Source organism: Streptomyces sp. NPDC001536, from assembly GCF_042894505.1.
GTDB lineage: Bacteria > Actinomycetota > Actinomycetes > Streptomycetales > Streptomycetaceae > Streptomyces.
Genome location: NZ_JBIAVQ010000004.1, coordinates 208,704 through 224,586, shown reverse-complemented (window position 1 = coordinate 224,586; position 15,883 = coordinate 208,704). Strand labels below are relative to the sequence as shown.

Here is a 15,883-nt window from a genome sequence, read left to right as displayed (position 1 = left end):
TATGGGCGAGCCACCCAGGAAGGGGAAGGGAATGAGCCAAGAGACCCGCAGTCAGACGTACGCCGAACTGGCCGCCGTGGGCCCGTACGGAGTCCGCCCCGGCCATGCGCTCATCACCATGGTCGAGCCGCATCCGGGCCACGAGTACGCGTACAACCGCTGGTACGAGGACGACCACTACTACGCCGGCGCGATGGCGATGCCCTGGATGTACGCCGGGCGCCGCTGGGTCGCCACCCGGGACCTCCAACTCCTGCGCTACCCCGAGAAGTCGGCGATCGCCCAGCCGGTCACCGCCGGGTGCTACATCTCGACGTACTGGATCACCGACGGCCGCTACGACGACCACATGAAGTGGACCGTCGGCATCAACAAGCGCCTCAACCGGGACGCCCGGGTCTACCAGGACCGGACGCATGTCTTCACCGCGTTCCAGGACCACGAGGTCACGGTCTACCGGGACGGGGCGGCCGGGCCCCGCGACTTCCACGCCCTCGACCACCCGTACAAGGGCCTGGTCGTCGAGGTGATCGACGCCGAGTCGGCCGCGCGGCGCGCGGAGTTGCTGGAGTGGCTGCGGTCCCGGCAGCTGCCGAAGCGGATCGCGGGGTCACCGGCGGCGATGGTGACGGTCTTCCGGCCGACGCCGCTGCCGGGGGACCGGATGACGTATGTGAAGCAGGTCGAGGGCGTCGACACCCGGCTGACACTGCTGTGGTTCCTGGAGGCCGATCCGCGGGAGTGCTGGGAGGAGTACTTCACGGGACTGGAGAAGCCGGTGGAGGAGGCCGGCCTGGGAAGGGTGGAGTTGGTGGCGCCGTTCATCCCGACCGTGCCCGGGACGGACACCTACGTGGACCGCCTCCGGTAGGTCCGACAGGCCTGGGTCGGGACACAAGCCGAGCCCCCTCGGCAAGGACGGCGAGCTGGACGAGAGGGCTCTTCGGTGATGCTTGTGTAGTTGTGTGGTGCTGCTCGATCACTCGATCAATTACGCCTTGACCGAGCCGACGAAGGCGTTCCACGCGTCCGCGGGGAAGGCCAGCGTAGGGCCGTTCTGGATCTTCGAGTCCCGGACGGCCATCGCCGACACGACAGGGGACTTGATCTCGACGCACGCGCCATTGCCCTGGGAGTACGAAGACTTGACCCACTTGTCCGCGGCGCCCTGCTTGATTGCCATTTTCGCTCCGATAGCCAGTTGCTGAGTTGCTGTCGCCGTGGCGTGCGTTTGTCTCCGTCTGCACGGCACGGGTTTGCGCCAACGTTGTTATCCGATGGCGTGATCGACGCTACTCGCCAACATCGGGGAGCGGAGGAAGTATTCACCCGGGCGGGTGGCATATTCCATGGGGGTCTTCCGCTGCGACCGGGCGAAGGTGTACCTTGCGGCGCTTCGCCTTACAGAGTGGGTCAGCGTGCGTAGTCCTTCGCGATGCCTGAGATGAATTCCCTGCTTTGGTCCACGTTCAGGGCCTGTGCCCGCAGATGTTCGTACATGACGCTGTACTTCTGTACGTCCTGCGCCTTCTCCAGGTACAGGTCGCTCGTCACGCCCTCGATGTAGACCACGCTGGAATCGGCGGCGTCGGGGAACTCCAGGATCGCGTACTGCCCGCTCACCCCGGGATGCGCACCCATCGTGAAGGGGATCAGCTGCACCGTCACGTGCGGCAGTTGGGACATCTCGATCAGATGCTCCAACTGCTCGATCATCACCTGCCGGTTGCCGACCTCGCGGCGCAGCGCCGCCTCGTCCAGGACGGCCCAGAGCCGGAGCGGGTTGTCGGTGGCAGAGATACGTTCCTGTCGGCGCAGCCGCACCTGGACACGCTTGTCGATGTCGGTGGGCGTCGCCTCGGGCAGCGCGCCGGAGATGAGGGACTCGGCGTAGGTGCGGGTCTGCAGGAGACCGGGGACGACCTGGGGGTCGTAGACACGCAGACTCGCCGCGTCCGTCTCCAGGCCGATGTAGACGCTGTAGGGGATGTCGCCGAAGGAGTGCCACCAACCCTGCTGGCGGCTGTCCTTGGCCATCTGCATCAGGGAGTCGACGATCCGGACGTCCTCGACCTCGTACACTCCGCACAGGTCGCGGACGTCGCGCTGGCTGATACTGCGCCGGCCGTTCTCCAGCCGGCTGATCTTCGACTGCGACACCAGAAGCCGTTCGGCCACCTCTTCGGCCGTCATGCCCTTGAGTTCACGGAGCCGGCGCAACTCCTGGCCGAGCCGGCGTCGCCTGACGGTGGGATTGACATTGGACGCCACGGGACGTGCACCTCCGGCTGCGTGCCTTCGAAAATTGCCACTTTGCGTATCTGCTGTTGAGCAGACTGCCACCAAGGTGGTTTCTACCGCTGGGAAACGGTGGATATGCGCTGGGTACACGCCAGATCGCCATGATCACAGGGCAGTTGGCGCCCCGCGGGCGCGATCCGGCCATGACCCGGGGGCACAAAAAAGGCCGCGCGGGACGGCAGGACCGTGGTGTCGTCTCGGACACACGGTCCCGCCGCCCCGCGCGGACCAGCGGCTCCCGATACCGGGTCTGGGGTACGCCGGAGGTGCGTGTGGTGCGTGGTGCGGTCTCCGTCGGACGTGTCGTGGGACTGCGGCTCAGTGAGCCACGACACGCGCCATGGAACCGCGGCGCGGTTGCACCGGAACGCCGCGGGCGGGCTCCGGTGCCTGCCTGGCACCTGGTCCGGCCGGACGGCCGGTCGGGGCCGGGCTACGGCGTGGCTGTGCGGCCACACCGTTCTGGACGTCCATCACGGCGTGCGCGACGAGACCGCCCATGGGGTCGTGCCTGATCAGATCCCGCAGCCGGGAGCGGGACGAACGTCCCTCGTTACCCGGATACAGGTGCTTGCCGAGGCCGACCGCGTGCGCCAGGGCGGCGAGCGCCGCGGTCCGCGGGTCCGGCGGTACGCCGGTGCGGATCGCGGAGTCCAGTCGGGCTCTGATCTCCCGGCTGATCTCGGTCTGACTCGCCTGGTAGCGAGTCGTCGGCAGTACTCCGCACATCTGGCCCGCCACGGCATGCACCATGCCGCACCGCTCCAGATGCGAGAGGTAGGTCTGGCGAAGCCCAAGGCGCGGCCCGCCGATCCAGTTGACCGCCCGGACCGGAGCGCCACGCCTTCGCAGCAACTCCAACGCGCAGTCGAGTGTCGGATCTCCAGTCGGCCGTGGGGACACCACGGCGATACGATCCCCGTCTGGGGCTATCCGTCCGGCCAGCGCCAGCTCCACTAGCTGTGCTCCGGCCAGACCAAGGTCGAGCGACTGCGGCTGTGCGGTGGTACCCGTGGCCGGGTCCAGCGCCAGCAGCAGAAGCTCCTCCGGAAGTGTTCTGCGGCTCCTGCCCATCCATGCCTCCCCGCGTGGATGAAAGACAGGGTGACCCCTCTCACATTGGTCTGTCGAGGGTGCGTGACCTGTTTGTAGTGGAACCGGTAGGTATGTCGTTCTCGTCTACCGCAGGAGCCAAGCCCTCACACAGGACACTGGTACATGGTTCGGACACTGCGGGGGAGCGGTGTCAGGGCGAGGCGATCCAGGCGGGTTCACGTTTTAGGAGGCATCGGTGGCGGGCGAGTCCCCCGACAGGTCGAAGCAGCGCGAGTCGTCGGCAGAACCGACGTCGGGGAGCGCGAATCCGGTTCCCGAAGCCCGGGGTGAGGTGCGCGACCCCCGCCTGGCGGTGGCCCGCGACACCGAGCCGCCCGCGGCCCGCGGTGGCGTGGACACGGCGACGCGGGTCTTCTCGGCCCGGGACGTGGCGAAGGCACGGGCCGCGGCGCGGGGCGAAACCGACGACGAGGTGAATCCGACCGGGACCGAGGAGGCTCCCGGCACGCCGCCCGCCGGCACCGAGGACGCCACGGCGCCCGAGGGCCCCCAGGACGCCGTGAATCCCGACGAGCGGACGCCCGCCGCGGCCGAGGAGGTCGAGGACGCCACGGCCGCTGCCGAGACCCCGGAGGCGCCCGAGGACGCGGTGCCCGAGGATGTCCGGGATGCCGAGCCGTCCGATGCGGCCGAGGACGCCAAGCCGGCATCTGCCGGGGCCGAGGGCGGCCGCGAGGCCGCGAAGGCCGGTGCTGGAGGTTCGGAGGCGCCCGAGGACGCCGCGGAGGACGACTCGGCGGCGGAGGACGTCCAGGACGCCAAGCCGACCGACGCCGCCGAGGATTCGCGGGACGCGGACGCTTCGGAGGCAACCGGCGAGCAGGCTTCTGCCGGGGCAGAGGACGCCGATGGCGCCGAGACCGGGGCCGAGGCCTCGGAGGCGCCCGAGGACGCGGTGCCCACCGAGGACGTCCGGGACGCCGAGCCGGCCGACGCTGCCGGGGACGTCCAGGACGCCAAGCCCACCGACGGTGCTCAGGGTGGCGAAGGCGACGCGAGGTTGCGTGCTGCCGTGGCCGCCTGGGTGCGGTCCGGGGATTCTCCGGCTGCCGCGGACGCCGACGCCGCACCCGAGGCGGATGGCGACGCCGACGAGGACGCCGACGAATCTGCCGAGGCGGCCGCCGCGGCGGACCCCCGCGCGACCCCTGGCGATTCCGTGGACGCCCGTGGCGCCCGCGACGCCCGTGGCGCCCGCGACGCCCGTGGCGCCCGCGAAGGCTCCGGGAAGGCCGCGCAGGCGCCCCGTGAGCCCGGGAAGACGGTCGGCGAGCCCGCCGCCCCCGCGCCGCGGGCCGCCGACGGCGAGGACGCCCCACAGGGGCCACCCGCGGCCGACGACGAGAGCCGCACGGGTGGTGCGGGTGGGAACACGAAGGCCGAAGGCGAAGCCGAGGCCCGTGTGGACCAGCCCACCACCATGCTCAAACTGCCCAGCAAGTTCGTCGCCCTCAAGCCCGACGTCACCACCGCCATCCCCCAGATCGGCCCCGAGCGCACCACCCAGCAGCCCCTCCCGCCCAAGCCCCCGCTGGACCTGCTGGCCGAGCTCACCAACACCCCGCCGCCCCCGCAGACCCCCCTGCGGACCACCTTCCGCCGGGTCAAGATCTGGACCCCCCTCGTCCTGCTCCTCGCGGTCGTCTTCGCGGTCGCACAGGCAATGCGCCCCCTCCCCACCCCCACCCTCGAACTCACCGCGAAGGACACCTACTCCTTCGACGGCGGCAAGGTCGACATCCCGTGGCCCACCGAGGGCCAGGCCGCCCTCGACGTCCAGGGCATCGGCAGCTTCGGCTCCTCCGGCGACCAGAAGCCCGTCCCGATCGCCAGCGTCGCCAAGGTCATGACGGCGTACGTCATCCTCCGCGACCACCCGCTGAAGAGCGGCGCCGAGGGCCCGAAGATCAAGATCGACCAGACCGCCGAGAAGCAGTCCCAGGCCGGTCAGGAATCGACCGTGAACGTGACGGCCGGTGACTCGATCAGCCAGCGCGAGGCCCTGGAGAGCATCCTCATCGCATCCGCGAACAACGTGGCGAGGCTCCTCGCCCGCTGGGACGCCGGCTCGGAGAAGGCGTTCGTCGAGAAGATGAACGCCGCCGCCGAGGACCTCGGGATGACGAACACGACGTACACCGACCCCTCCGGCCTGAACAACACCACCGTGTCCACCGCCGTGGACCAGGTGAAGCTGGGCAAGAAGGCGATGGAGTACCCGGCCTTCCGCGAGGTCGCCGCGATGATGTCGTACGACGACTACAAGGGCGTCAACCACCCCAACTGGAACCAGATCGTCGGCAAGAACAACGTCGTCGGCATCAAGACCGGCACCACCACCTCCGCCCTCGGCAACCTCCTCTTCGCGGCGAAGAAGGAGGTAAACGGAGAGACCCGCACCATCGTCGGAGCCGTCGTCCGCCAGCCCGCCGGCGGTGTGGACAACACCATCCTCAGCGCCGCCCTCACCGGCGGCGACAAGCTGATCCGGGCCGCCCAGGGCGCGCTGGAGTCCGCGACCATCCTCAAGAAGGGCGATGTCGTCGGATACGTCGACGACGGCCTCGGCGGCAAGACCCCCGTCGTCGCCACCAAGGACGTCACTGCCGTCGGCTGGTCCGGGCTCACCGTCAAGCTGACGTTCGCCGCCGACGACGTACCGCACACCGCGAAGGCCGGCACCAAGGTCGGCACGCTCACCGTGGGTGACGCCTCCGCCGGTGCGGTGAAGGTACCGGTCGCGCTCCAGAACGACCTCGTCGAGCCGGGCTTCACGGACAAGCTGACGCGCGTCAGCTGACGCGTAGAGCGGCTCGTACGGCAAAAGTGGAGCGAAGATCCTGTATGCACCCCGTCGACCGAGTACCCGTCAGGGCGCCCGTCGGCGGGGTGCGTGCTAGCGTCACGAATCGGGGCAGGTCGCCGCTCCCGGAGACACAGCCGTGAACATGGCCGGAACGGGACGGGGCCGAGAACAGAAGACGGGACACGGGGAGTGCCTGAAGGTGGCCACAGCCGAGCCGACACGCGCCGACGACGCCGATCCGGGCCCGGGAACCGGCCCGCGAATACGCGTGCCCGCGCCGCGTGACGGCGGGGAACGCACGAACAGTCCTGCGGAGAAGCAGCCGTCGGCCGCGCACTCCGCCTTCCTCGCTCTGCGTGAGCGCCTGCTGAGACACCCGGTCCTGTCCCTCACCGCGCTGTCCGGTGTGCTCCACGTCGTCTGGTTCTTCACCTTCGCCAACAGCGGCGGCGACCTGGCCGCCCAGGACGCCTGGGCCGAGTTCGTCGGCCGGCACCCGGACTCGGCGTACAACCTGGCCTGGTACGGCGGGATGCACCCGGTGTCGTACAGCGTGGTGTCGCCGTATCTGATGTCGGTGCTCGGTGTCCGTACGACGATGATGATCGCGGGGACGGTCTCCGCCGGGCTGCTCACGATGATCCTCATCCGCAGCCGCTCGGTGAAGAACCCGCTGTGGGCGGCGCTCGCCGGGGTCTTCGCGTTCCTGTGCAACGCCGCCTCGGGGCGGGTCACCTTCGGTCTGGGCACGGTGTTCGCGCTCGGCGCGGTCGCCGTCGTGTTCTGCTGGCCGTACCGCTGGCGCTACAAGCGCTGGGCGAAGGCGCTGTGCGCGGCCCCGCTGGCCGCGCTCGCCACGATGTCCTCGCCGGTGGCGGGACTGTTCGTGGGGCTGGTGGCCGCGGCGCTGTTCCTCCAGAAGCGGCGGCCGGGCGCGTGGGCGCTGGGGATCGCGCCGACCGCGGTGGTCGCGGTGTCGGCCTGGCTCTTCCCGTTCTCGGGCACGCAGCCGATGGGGTTCGGCTCGGTGATCCTGCCGTTCTCCTACGGCGTCCTCGTCTGCGCGCTCGTCCCCAAGGAGTGGAAGACGGTCCGGCTGACGGCGGCGGTGTACGCCCTCGGTGTCGTCCTCGTCTGGCTGATCAGCTCGCAGATCGGGACCAACATCTCGCGGCTGCCGATGCTGTTCGCGGGGGTCGCGCTGGTGGCGGCGCTGCCCTTCGCGGTGCCGCGCTCACGCAAGTGGTACGCGATCGTCCTGTCCATCGCCGTGTTCACCGGCTGGATCGGGTTCAAGTCGGTCGACGACGTCGTCCACACCACCCCGGCCGCCTCCTGGGCCCGCGAACTGGCGCCGCTCGTCAACGAACTCCAGGGGGTCGGCGCGGAGAAGGGCCGCGTCGAAGTCGTGCCCGCACGCTCCCACCGCGAGGCCTCCGCGCTCGCCCCGTACGTCAATCTGGCCCGCGGCTGGAACCGCCAGGCCGACATGGAACGCAACCCGCTCTTCTACGACGACACCCTCAACTCGGCGAACTACCACGAGTGGCTGGAGCGCTGGGCCGTGCACTTCGTGGTGCTGCCGAAGGATGCGCCCGACGGCGACGGCGGGGAGCGCGAGCGGGAGCTCGTGCAGCGCGGGATGCCGTACCTCAAGCAGGTCTGGGGCGACGCCAACTGGCAGCTGTTCGCGGTGACCGACCCGGCCCCGCTCGCCGAGCCCAACGCGGTCGTGGAGCGCGCCGAGCAGGGCGAGTGGACCCTCCAGGTGTCCAAGCCGGGCCGGATCCTCATCCGCATCCCCTACTCGCCGTGGCTGAGCATCGTCGACGCCGACGGCAAGAGCCTCAAGGGCCCCCAGGAGACGGAGGCGTCCAAGGACCGGCCCGACGGCGAGCCGAAGTCGTACGACAACGTCAACGGCTGTCTGACGGAGACGGAGGAGGACGTCCACGGCGACAAGTGGACGGAGCTGCTGGCACCGAAGGCCGGGACGTACCGGCTGGCGGCGCCCTATCAGCTGCCGCGGGGGACGCCGTGCCCCGACGAGCTGAAGTGAGGCCGGCTACCTGACGGGGAACGCCACGTCGCACACCGCGTCGTCCGGTCCCGCCGCGTCCCAGTCCGCGAAGTAGATCTCCCGGCAGGGTCCGGCCTGTTCCAGGCCCTGCGCGGTGATCCACTCCTCGACGGCCTCGAAGGCGGCCATGATCTGGGGATGGGCGACCTGCGCCTTGCTGATGCGGGTGTACGCGAACCGCTGGGCCGGGTCGACACGGACCCGCGTCTCCCAGGCCCGTCCGTGCTCCGCCGCCCACGCCCGTGCCGCGGCCTCGTCGGCGACCGGCACACAGGACTCGGCGGGGCCGTCGCTCTCCATGGAGACCTCGGAGTGGTAGACGACGAACGGCGCCGCCGTCACGCCCCCGCACTCCCGCGAGGCCGCCTCCAGACGCCCCAGCGACGCGCCGATCCAGGCCGGCAGCTCGTCCGCGAGCGTGTGCCGCTTCTGGGTGATCACCACCCGCTCCGGCAGCTGAACCGTCTCCACCACGAACTTCCCGTACATCTCGGAGCTCCTCCCCGACAGTCGTCCACGGAGGTACTCGGCGAGCGTCCGCTGCCCCGCCACCCGCGCCTCGACGTCCGCCCAGTACGCGGCCAGCGCGTCCGCGCCCGCGGCCCCGCCCGCCTCGACCACCTCGGCGATCCGGGCGAGCGGCATGTCGAGCTGCCGCAGCATCGCCACGAGCCGGGCGCGTTCGACCTGGCCGGCGCGGTAGTAGCGGTAGCCGCTGGCCTCGTCCACATGGGCCGGGGCCAGCAGGCCGAGCCGGTCGTACAGCCGCAGGGCCTTGGCCGACAGGCGGGCCCGCGCGGCGAACGCGCCGATGGTGAGCAGTTCGTCGGTCACCGGTTCATCCTCCGTCACCGGACGGCGACGTCCGCCCGGTGACCAGGAGGCTCAGCCCTGCCCCAGGGGCAAGGTCAACCGGCTCAACCGGCCAGCTGCGCCTCGACGGCGGCGACCAGCTCGTCCGACTCCGGCTCGGTCTGCGGCGAGAAACGGGCGACGACCGTGCCGTCGCGGCCGATGAGGAACTTCTCGAAGTTCCAGCGGATGTCCCCGCTGTGCCCCTCGGCGTCCGCGAAGCCGACGAGCCGCTCGTAGAGCGGGTGCCGGCCCTCGCCGTTCACCTCGACCTTCTCGGTCAGCGGGAAGGTCACGCCGTACGTCGCCGAGCAGAACTCCGCGATCTCCTCGGCGCTGCCGGGCTCCTGCCCGAGGAACTGGTTGCAGGGCACCCCGAGGACGGTGAAGCCGCGCTCGGCGTACCGCTCCTGGAGCTTCTCGAGCCCGTTGTACTGCGGGGTCAGCCCGCACTTGGAGGCCACGTTCACGACGAGGACGGCCTGGCCCGCGTACTGGGAGAGGTCGGCGGCGCCGCCCTGGAGGGAGTCGATGTCGACGGAGAGGGGGGAGGTGCTGTCAGCAGTGGTCATAACCGGATGCTAACTCCGGTAAGTGTCGGGCCGCCGTGAGGCCTCCACGAGCACACTCCCGGCCGCCGTCCGCTCGTACAGCACCGACCGCCCCGCCCGCCGCCGCTCCACCAGCCCCGCGTCCAGGAGCACCCGCAGATGCCGACCGACCGAGCCGAGACTCTGCCCGGTGACGGCGACCAACTGCGTCGTGCTCATGGGGGAGCCGAGCAGCATCAGCGTGCCCGCCCGCGCGGTGCCGATGAGCGCCCCGAGACCGGCCGGCACGGGCCGCCGGTCGTGGTCCTCGGCGAGCACCCCGGCACACGGGTAGACCACGGCGTACCGCTCCCGCCCCTCCCACGACACCCAGCCCCGCCCCGTCGTCACCGGGATGAAGGCCAGCTCCGCGCCGGAGGCGATCTCCCGCGGCGGATAGTCGTGCAGGTTGACCTGGAACCGGCTGCCACCGAGCCAGCGGGTCCAGGGCCGCAGCGAGTCCAGAACGGCGGCCCAGCCGCCCTGGCTCACCTGCGCGGTCCGTGCGACCACGTCGGCCTCCAGGACGCGCCGCCGACGCTCCCAGTACGGCCGTACGGTCTCCTCCCAGACGTACGTGAGGAGCGCGGTCGCCCGCTCGGGCAGGTCGTCCCGTTCCAGGAGCGCGGGGAGCGGTCCGGCGAGGGACACCCGGAGGTTGGCGCGGGCCGCTTCGGGGGCGGCCGCCCGCACCCGTGCCACCGTCTCCTCGAAGGTCTCCCCGGCGCACGGCGTGGGACAGATGAAGTCGGCGATCCACGACCTGAGCCCGGCGTCGACGAGCGGTCCCGCCACCGGGTCGGCCGCCAGGAGCGAGCGGTAGCCGGGCAGATGCGCGCGCAGCCAGGCCTCCTCGCCGGGGTGGGCGCCGGTGCCGGTGTGCAGCAGCCTCAGGCTCGCGAACGTCTCGGCGAACGGCGAGAGCAGGAAGCGGCTGCGGGCGAGGGTGTCGGCATCGATCAGCCATAAGCCCATGCGTCGTACGACCTTTCGTGTCTGCGCGAAAGATTATCGACCGGCCGGTGATCGCTCCGAGACTCCCCGCATGCGCAGCTACCGCGAGCTCTTCCGCACCCCGGAGTTCACCCCGTTCTTCCTCTCCTACGCCGCTTTCAACGCGGCCCTGACCATCGGCGGCCTGTCCCTCGCCACGCTGGTCTACCGAGCTACGGACTCGCCCCTGCTGGCGGCGATGAGCATGTTCGGCCCGCAACTGGCGCAGGTCCTGGGCGCGACCTTTCTCCTCTCGGGCGCCGACCGGCTGCCTCCGAGGGCGACGCTGGCCGGGATGGGAGTCGCCTTCGCGGCCCTGACGGCGGTGCTGGCCGTGCCCGGGCTGCCAGTCTGGGCGGTCTTCGCGGTGGTGCTGGTACAGGGCCTGATCGCGTCGCTGGGCGGGGGAGTGACCGGCGGGCTGCTGAACGAGATCCTCCCCAAGTCCGGCTTCGTGCTGGGGCGTTCGATGTTCAACATGGCTTCGGGCCTGATGCAGGTGTTGGGTTTCGCGATGGGCGGCGCGCTGCTGGCGCTGCTGTCCCCGCGTACGTGTCTGCTCCTGGCGGCGGCGCTGTACCTGACACAGGCCCTGGGCTACCGCCTGGGCCTGACCGCCCGCCCACCGCGTTCCGCGGGCCGCCTCTCGGTCAGGGCGACCTGGCGCAACAACGCCGTCCTGTGGTCCTCCCGCCCCCGCCGCCTCACCTACCTGGGCCTGTGGATCCCCAATGGCCTGGTCGTGGGCTGCGATTCCCTCTACGTCTCCTACGCCCCGGAGGCGGCGGGCGCGCTGTTCGCGAGCGGGGCGCTGGGGATGTTCGTGGGTGACGTGTGGGTGGGCCGCTTCGTAAGCCCCGCGCGGCGCGCCGGCCTCGCTACCCCGCTTCTCTTGCTGCTGGCGACGCCGTACCTGCTGTTCGCTTTGGAGCCCCCGGTGGCCGTCGCGGCCGTGGCCGTCTGCCTCTCCAACGTCGGCTTCGCCGCGAGCCTGGTCCAGCAGGAGCGGTTGATGTCCCTCACGCCGGATGACATGGCGGGGCATGCGCTCGGGCTGCGGTCGGCGGGGATGCTCACGATGCAGGGGGTGGCGGCGGCGTTGGCGGGCACGGTGGCGGAACTGACGTACCCGGCCGCGGCGATGGCGCTGATGGCGGCCGGGTCGGTCGTGGTGACGCTGGGACTCTCAGCGGCGGGCAAGCGCGAGGAACGACGTCCAGGTGTCGGGGGCGACGGTGAACGTGGGGCCGCTGGTGTGCTTGGAGTCGCGGATGTGGATGGTGTGGGGTGAGGTGGCGACTTCGAGGCACTGACCGCCCTGGTCGCTGCTGTAGCTCGACTTGAACCAGTGAAGTGCGGTGCTCATTGCTCTCCTGCCAGACGGTCCAACAGGCTCTTGGTCTCTTGGGGGTTGAGAGCCTGGGATCGCAGCATCGCATACCTCCGATCCAGAGAGGACACCTCGTCGGGGTCTGCGATCAGCCAACCTCGGCGCGGTGCCTCTGTGTAGCCGATGCGCTGGTGGTCGACGGTCTCGATGACGGTGAAGGGTCCTACGAGACCGGCGTGGAAGTCGCGCCCGACAGGCATGATCTGGAGCGTGACGCCGGCCAGGTCGGCCCACTCACGCAGGCGGTGCACCTGCTCGTAGTAGACCTCGTCACCGCCGAGCCGGTCCCTCACGGTCACCTCGGAGATGACGAAGCAGATGGTCGGTGGCACCCTGCGGTGGAGGATCTCCTGGCGTTCCATCCGTGCCACGACCCGCTGCTCGATCTCGTCGTCGGTGAGCGCGGGGACGTCGTTGAGGAAGACGGCCCGCGCGTAGGCCGGGGTCTGGAGCAGACCCGGCAGCACCTGGTTGTCGTACCAGGAGAGCGCCAGGGCTTCTCGCTCCAGGTCGATGTACTCCTCGGCCCACCGTGGGAACAGATCGACCTCTGGCAGGTGCGCCAGCGCAACGACCAACGCGCCCTTGGTGTCGAGGAGTTCGTCCAGCAGGGCAGCCAGGTCCTCCTTGAGCGTCCGCCTCCCCTGCTCGATGGAGGCGATGGTCTCCTCATCGACACCCACCCGCTCGGCGAGCGCCACCTGGGTCATCCCCGCCGCCCGCCGGAACGTGCCGACGAGACTCCCGACCATCTTCACGGCGGACGCGTTCTTCCTCATCCGCGAGCTGCGGCTCTTGTTGCTCATGCGGATGAACTCCCCACTGAGCGGCGTACGTTCACCCGTTGTCACCCGTACAAGAATTTTGTACGGGTCGCCGCCGGTCTCGACAGCACGACGACCCGCGCGTGGATCGACTCACCCGCTGACGCGGACGTCCCGGCCCCCTTCCTCGCTCATCGCTTCGATGAACCGTGCCCATCACCGGTGATGGCGACCCCGATGTTCCCACCCGCCGCGATCGACCGATCCCCCGACGCGATGACCGTGGTCGTACCCCCGTTTGGCAACAGCGCCGCCAACTCCCGCTCCAGCTCGGGATGGTTCCGCAGCGCCCGTCGGATCTCCTGGCGGAGAACCCCCAGCGCGTCCTCGTTCCCCGGTTCCGCCGAGGCTTCCTGGACCGCCTCCGACAATCCCTCGCGCCCCCGCTCGTCGACCCGCCGATACGTCGCCCGCAGCAACCCCCGCCCGACCTCCGCCGCCGTACCCGAGGCGCCGACCGCGGCCTCACCCGTCAGCACCCCATCGCCGTACACCCCGAGCGACTCCCTCAGGAACGGCGTCATCCCCTGCACGAACTCGGCTTCCGCCATGTCACATCCCCCCGTCCGACAACGCTCCGGGTATCTCCTCCTGCCGCGGCGGCCACCCCGGAATCACATACGCCGCCCGGAAGTTGGCCACGACCCATTCACGACCGACCTTCCTCATCAGCAACGACCGTTCCGGCGAAGGTGAGCCGCCGTCGGAAGAGGTCATCTCCACGATCGCGTGGTCGAGCCCGATCCGCCGCGGATGCGCGACGGGGCCCCAGGAGGACGGGTTCATGGCGGCGTAGTGACCACGCAGCACCTCCACCCTGCCCTCCAGCAACAACGCGGACAGCACGTGCTGCGGCTGCTCCTCCGCAAGTGCCTCCGCGAGCTCGTCCCGGTCATGTCCCCGGACCTCGGGATGACCGGAGTTGGCGAGGAGCCAGTCCTGAGCGAGCGCGAGGCGGAGATCGGGGGAGAGCCGTTTCCAGACCTCCCGCACATTTCCCAGATACAGATCGACCTGCCAGTCCCGGGCCGCGTCCTCCGGCAGTGAACCGAGCGTCACGGGAACAGCATTGGGGCTCCCGCGCAGCACCCGGAGAAGCGGTGCGAGATCCCCGTCACCGGTCTCGCCGACGACGTACGACGTCGTCAGGTTCAGCGGCACGGGGATCAGCCGCCGGTCCTCCTCCCGCAGCACGACCGGCAGGTACCGCGCCTTGTCCCGCCGCCCGTGATACAGCCCGGCGGTGATCAGCCCGCCCTCCCATCTCACCCCGGACCCGACGCCCTCCGCGGAGTCCCGGTTGAACCGCTCCAGATAGACCTCGGTGACCACGACCAGCACGAAGTCGGCCTTGGTCAGCTCCCGCCGCATCCAGTCCGGCCAGGACTCCGGCGGCGAGTGCTCCTCGAACTGGTCGATCCAGGCGTCGATGCCGGCATGACGGAGCCGGTTCGCGAGGTTGAGGACCGCTTTGCGGTGTGCGTCGCCGTCGTGCGAGTACGAGATGAGCACACGGACATCGGGAACGGGCGCGGCCATGAGATCAATGTAAGGGCCGCGGAAACGCGAAGGGAACGGAACCTCCCACTCCGTGCGGTTCCGTTACGACAGGCACCCTTGACAGCCTGCGTACTGTTTCGCGACGTTTGAGCCTCACCGCACATGTGCGCGTGGCAGGACGCGGTAGACGCGTCATGGGGGGAACTGGGGGGAGCGGTCGCCCATGCGATCCATGAGCAACTCCATGAGAGACCAGATCACGATCCACAGACCCGAGGAGCTGGGCAGAGAGCTCCGCGAGGCCTGGCACCGGGTGACGGACGAGTCGCCCGACTTCGGAAACCCTTTCCTGGCACCGGAGTTCGCGGCCGGGGTCGGAAAGTATCGCGGCGGGGCCCGGGTGGCGGTCCTGCACGAGCACGGGGAGCCGGTCGGCTTCTTCCCGTACGAACGCAACGCCTTCGGTGTCGGCCGGGCCATCGGTCTCGGCCTCTCGGACTGTCAGGCGCTGGTCCACCGGCCCGGAGTCACCTGGGACACGGGGGAGTTGCTGCGGGCCTGCGGTCTGTCGGTCTTCGAGTTCGACCATCTGGTCGACGAGCAGAAACCCCTCGGCCGGTATGTCACCGGGACGTTCGCCTCCCCGGTCGTCGACCTGAAGGTTGCCGAGGGCACGTATCCGGAGTGGCTGCGCGGCACCTATCCGGGGCTGGCCAAGACCGTGCTGAAGAAGGAACGCCGGCTGGCCCGCGACCTCGGTGAGCTGCGGTTCGTCTTCGACGAGCGGGACCCGGGGATGCTGCGGCAGCTGATGCGGTGGAAGTCGGCGCAGTACCGCCGCACGGGCCGTATGGACCGCTTCGCCCGCCCCTGGATCGTCGGTCTCACCGACCACTTCTTCCAGGTGCGCGAGGAGCACTTCACCGGCGTCCTGTCGGTCGTCTACGCCGGCGACCGCCCGGTCGCGGCCCACTTCGGCCCCACCTCGCGCACGGTGTTCGCGGCCTGGTTCACGGCGTACGACCCCGAACTGCGCTACTACTCACCGGGGTTGATCATGCATCTGCGCATGGCGGAGGCGGCGGGCCGGCGGGGTGTGCGCGTGATGGATCTGGGGCGCGGCGACAAGGAGTACAAGGACTGGCTCAAGACCCGTGAACTGCGCGTCGGCGAGGGCTTCGCGTACCGGCCCCACCCGGTCGCCGCGACCCACCGGCTGTGGCGCAGACCGGTGAGGGGCCTGCGGAACACGGTTCTGGCGCATCCACGGCTGCGGGAGCCGGCGGACCGTCTGCTGAAGACGGTCGGCGGGCTGCGCGCGAAGACGCGCTGAACCGGTCGTCCAGCACGGCATCCGAGCGCGTACGGCGCTCCCGGATGCCCCTTCGGAGATCCCTCTCGCGGGCTCCGACCCCTTCATGACTCCTTGCT

General features: G+C 70.1%; 14 protein-coding genes and 1 pseudogene. 5 read left to right on the top strand and 10 right to left on the bottom strand.

Features of this window, described 5'->3' with window-relative positions; genetic code table 11:
- The first annotated feature begins 31 nt into the window (after window positions 1-31).
- Entirely contained in the window at window positions 32-871 is an 840-nt protein-coding gene (locus tag ACFY0U_RS13915) for a hypothetical protein (protein WP_388634790.1), read from the top strand.
- Between the two features lie 120 nt (window positions 872-991).
- Here ACFY0U_RS13915 and ACFY0U_RS13910 read toward each other — a convergent pair whose 3' ends face one another.
- From ACFY0U_RS13910 to ACFY0U_RS13900, 3 genes are all read right to left on the bottom strand, one after another.
- Window positions 992-1,183 carry a DUF397 domain-containing protein gene (locus tag ACFY0U_RS13910; RefSeq protein ID WP_266825761.1) on the bottom strand — a complete coding sequence of 64 codons (192 nt, stop codon included), beginning with the start codon at window positions 1,181-1,183 and terminating at the stop codon, window positions 992-994.
- Between the two features lie 230 nt (window positions 1,184-1,413).
- Complete coding sequence (locus ACFY0U_RS13905) at window positions 1,414-2,271, bottom strand: helix-turn-helix domain-containing protein (RefSeq protein ID WP_388634788.1); 858 nt, start codon at window positions 2,269-2,271, stop codon at window positions 1,414-1,416.
- Window positions 2,272-2,619: 348 nt separating this feature from the next.
- Window positions 2,620-3,375, bottom strand: a complete 756-nt coding sequence (locus tag ACFY0U_RS13900; protein WP_388634786.1) for a GPP34 family phosphoprotein — start codon at window positions 3,373-3,375, stop codon at window positions 2,620-2,622.
- 217 nt (window positions 3,376-3,592) lie between these two features.
- Between ACFY0U_RS13900 and ACFY0U_RS13895 the strand changes: the two genes are divergently transcribed.
- Both ACFY0U_RS13895 and ACFY0U_RS13890 read left to right on the top strand, forming a co-directional pair.
- Window positions 3,593-6,217 carry a D-alanyl-D-alanine carboxypeptidase gene (locus ACFY0U_RS13895; RefSeq protein WP_388634784.1) on the top strand — a complete coding sequence of 875 codons (2,625 nt, stop codon included), beginning with the start codon at window positions 3,593-3,595 and terminating at the stop codon, window positions 6,215-6,217.
- Window positions 6,218-6,422: 205 nt separating this feature from the next.
- Window positions 6,423-8,282: an MFS transporter gene (locus tag ACFY0U_RS13890; RefSeq protein ID WP_388634782.1), complete on the top strand. Its 1,860-nt coding sequence runs from the start codon at window positions 6,423-6,425 to the stop codon at window positions 8,280-8,282.
- Window positions 8,283-8,288: 6 nt separating this feature from the next.
- Here the strand turns inward: ACFY0U_RS13890 and ACFY0U_RS13885 are convergent, their stop codons facing one another.
- From ACFY0U_RS13885 to ACFY0U_RS13875, 3 genes are all read right to left on the bottom strand, one after another.
- Entirely contained in the window at window positions 8,289-9,137 is an 849-nt protein-coding gene (locus ACFY0U_RS13885; RefSeq protein ID WP_388634780.1) for a MerR family transcriptional regulator, read from the bottom strand.
- Window positions 9,138-9,220: 83 nt separating this feature from the next.
- A complete protein-coding gene (locus tag ACFY0U_RS13880) occupies window positions 9,221-9,727 on the bottom strand; it encodes a glutathione peroxidase (protein ID WP_388634778.1) in 507 nt (168 codons plus the stop codon).
- A gap of 9 nt (window positions 9,728-9,736) precedes the next feature.
- The gene (locus tag ACFY0U_RS13875) at window positions 9,737-10,720 is read right to left on the bottom strand and encodes a winged helix-turn-helix domain-containing protein (protein ID WP_388634776.1); all 984 of its coding nucleotides are present in this window, start codon (window positions 10,718-10,720) and stop codon (window positions 9,737-9,739) included.
- Between the two features lie 70 nt (window positions 10,721-10,790).
- On the opposite strand from ACFY0U_RS13875, the gene ACFY0U_RS13870 reads away from it, so the two are divergent.
- Window positions 10,791-12,029 carry an MFS transporter gene (locus ACFY0U_RS13870; RefSeq protein WP_388634774.1) on the top strand — a complete coding sequence of 413 codons (1,239 nt, stop codon included), beginning with the start codon at window positions 10,791-10,793 and terminating at the stop codon, window positions 12,027-12,029.
- Here ACFY0U_RS13870 and ACFY0U_RS13865 read toward each other — a convergent pair.
- The 4 genes and pseudogenes from ACFY0U_RS13865 to ACFY0U_RS13850 all read right to left on the bottom strand — a co-directional run.
- Window positions 11,994-12,104: pseudogene (locus tag ACFY0U_RS13865) on the bottom strand (DUF397 domain-containing protein); the annotation flags it as partial. The gene ACFY0U_RS13870 and the pseudogene ACFY0U_RS13865 sit on opposite strands and share 36 nt — an antisense overlap.
- Complete coding sequence (locus ACFY0U_RS13860) at window positions 12,101-12,934, bottom strand: Scr1 family TA system antitoxin-like transcriptional regulator (protein WP_388634772.1); 834 nt, start codon at window positions 12,932-12,934, stop codon at window positions 12,101-12,103. The pseudogene ACFY0U_RS13865 and the gene ACFY0U_RS13860, both read right to left, overlap by 4 nt.
- Window positions 12,935-13,083: 149 nt before the next feature.
- Window positions 13,084-13,503: a hypothetical protein gene (locus ACFY0U_RS13855; protein WP_388634771.1), complete on the bottom strand. Its 420-nt coding sequence runs from the start codon at window positions 13,501-13,503 to the stop codon at window positions 13,084-13,086.
- 1 nt (window position 13,504) lies between these two features.
- A complete protein-coding gene (locus ACFY0U_RS13850) occupies window positions 13,505-14,491 on the bottom strand; it encodes a TIR domain-containing protein (RefSeq protein ID WP_388634769.1) in 987 nt (328 codons plus the stop codon).
- Window positions 14,492-14,675: 184 nt separating this feature from the next.
- On the opposite strand from ACFY0U_RS13850, the gene ACFY0U_RS13845 reads away from it, so the two are divergent.
- Window positions 14,676-15,785, top strand: a complete 1,110-nt coding sequence (locus tag ACFY0U_RS13845) for a GNAT family N-acetyltransferase (protein ID WP_388634767.1) — start codon at window positions 14,676-14,678, stop codon at window positions 15,783-15,785.
- Window positions 15,786-15,883: the final 98 nt, after the last annotated feature.

Bases quoted from the DNA above. Each gene is read 5' to 3' on its own strand.
- ACFY0U_RS13915 (WP_388634790.1), top strand. From the start codon at position 32: ATGAGCCAAGAGACCCGCAGTCAGACGTACGCCGAACTGGCCGCCGTG.
- ACFY0U_RS13910 (WP_266825761.1), bottom strand. From the start codon at position 1,183: ATGGCAATCAAGCAGGGCGCCGCGGACAAGTGGGTCAAGTCTTCGTAC.
- ACFY0U_RS13900 (WP_388634786.1), bottom strand. From the start codon at position 3,375: ATGGGCAGGAGCCGCAGAACACTTCCGGAGGAGCTTCTGCTGCTGGCG.
- ACFY0U_RS13880 (WP_388634778.1), bottom strand. From the start codon at position 9,727: ATGACCACTGCTGACAGCACCTCCCCCCTCTCCGTCGACATCGACTCC.
- ACFY0U_RS13875 (WP_388634776.1), bottom strand. From the start codon at position 10,720: ATGGGCTTATGGCTGATCGATGCCGACACCCTCGCCCGCAGCCGCTTC.
- ACFY0U_RS13870 (WP_388634774.1), top strand. From the start codon at position 10,791: ATGCGCAGCTACCGCGAGCTCTTCCGCACCCCGGAGTTCACCCCGTTC.
- ACFY0U_RS13860 (WP_388634772.1), bottom strand. From the start codon at position 12,934: ATGAGCAACAAGAGCCGCAGCTCGCGGATGAGGAAGAACGCGTCCGCC.
- ACFY0U_RS13855 (WP_388634771.1), bottom strand. From the start codon at position 13,503: ATGGCGGAAGCCGAGTTCGTGCAGGGGATGACGCCGTTCCTGAGGGAG.
- ACFY0U_RS13850 (WP_388634769.1), bottom strand. From the start codon at position 14,491: ATGGCCGCGCCCGTTCCCGATGTCCGTGTGCTCATCTCGTACTCGCAC.
- ACFY0U_RS13845 (WP_388634767.1), top strand. From the start codon at position 14,676: ATGCGATCCATGAGCAACTCCATGAGAGACCAGATCACGATCCACAGA.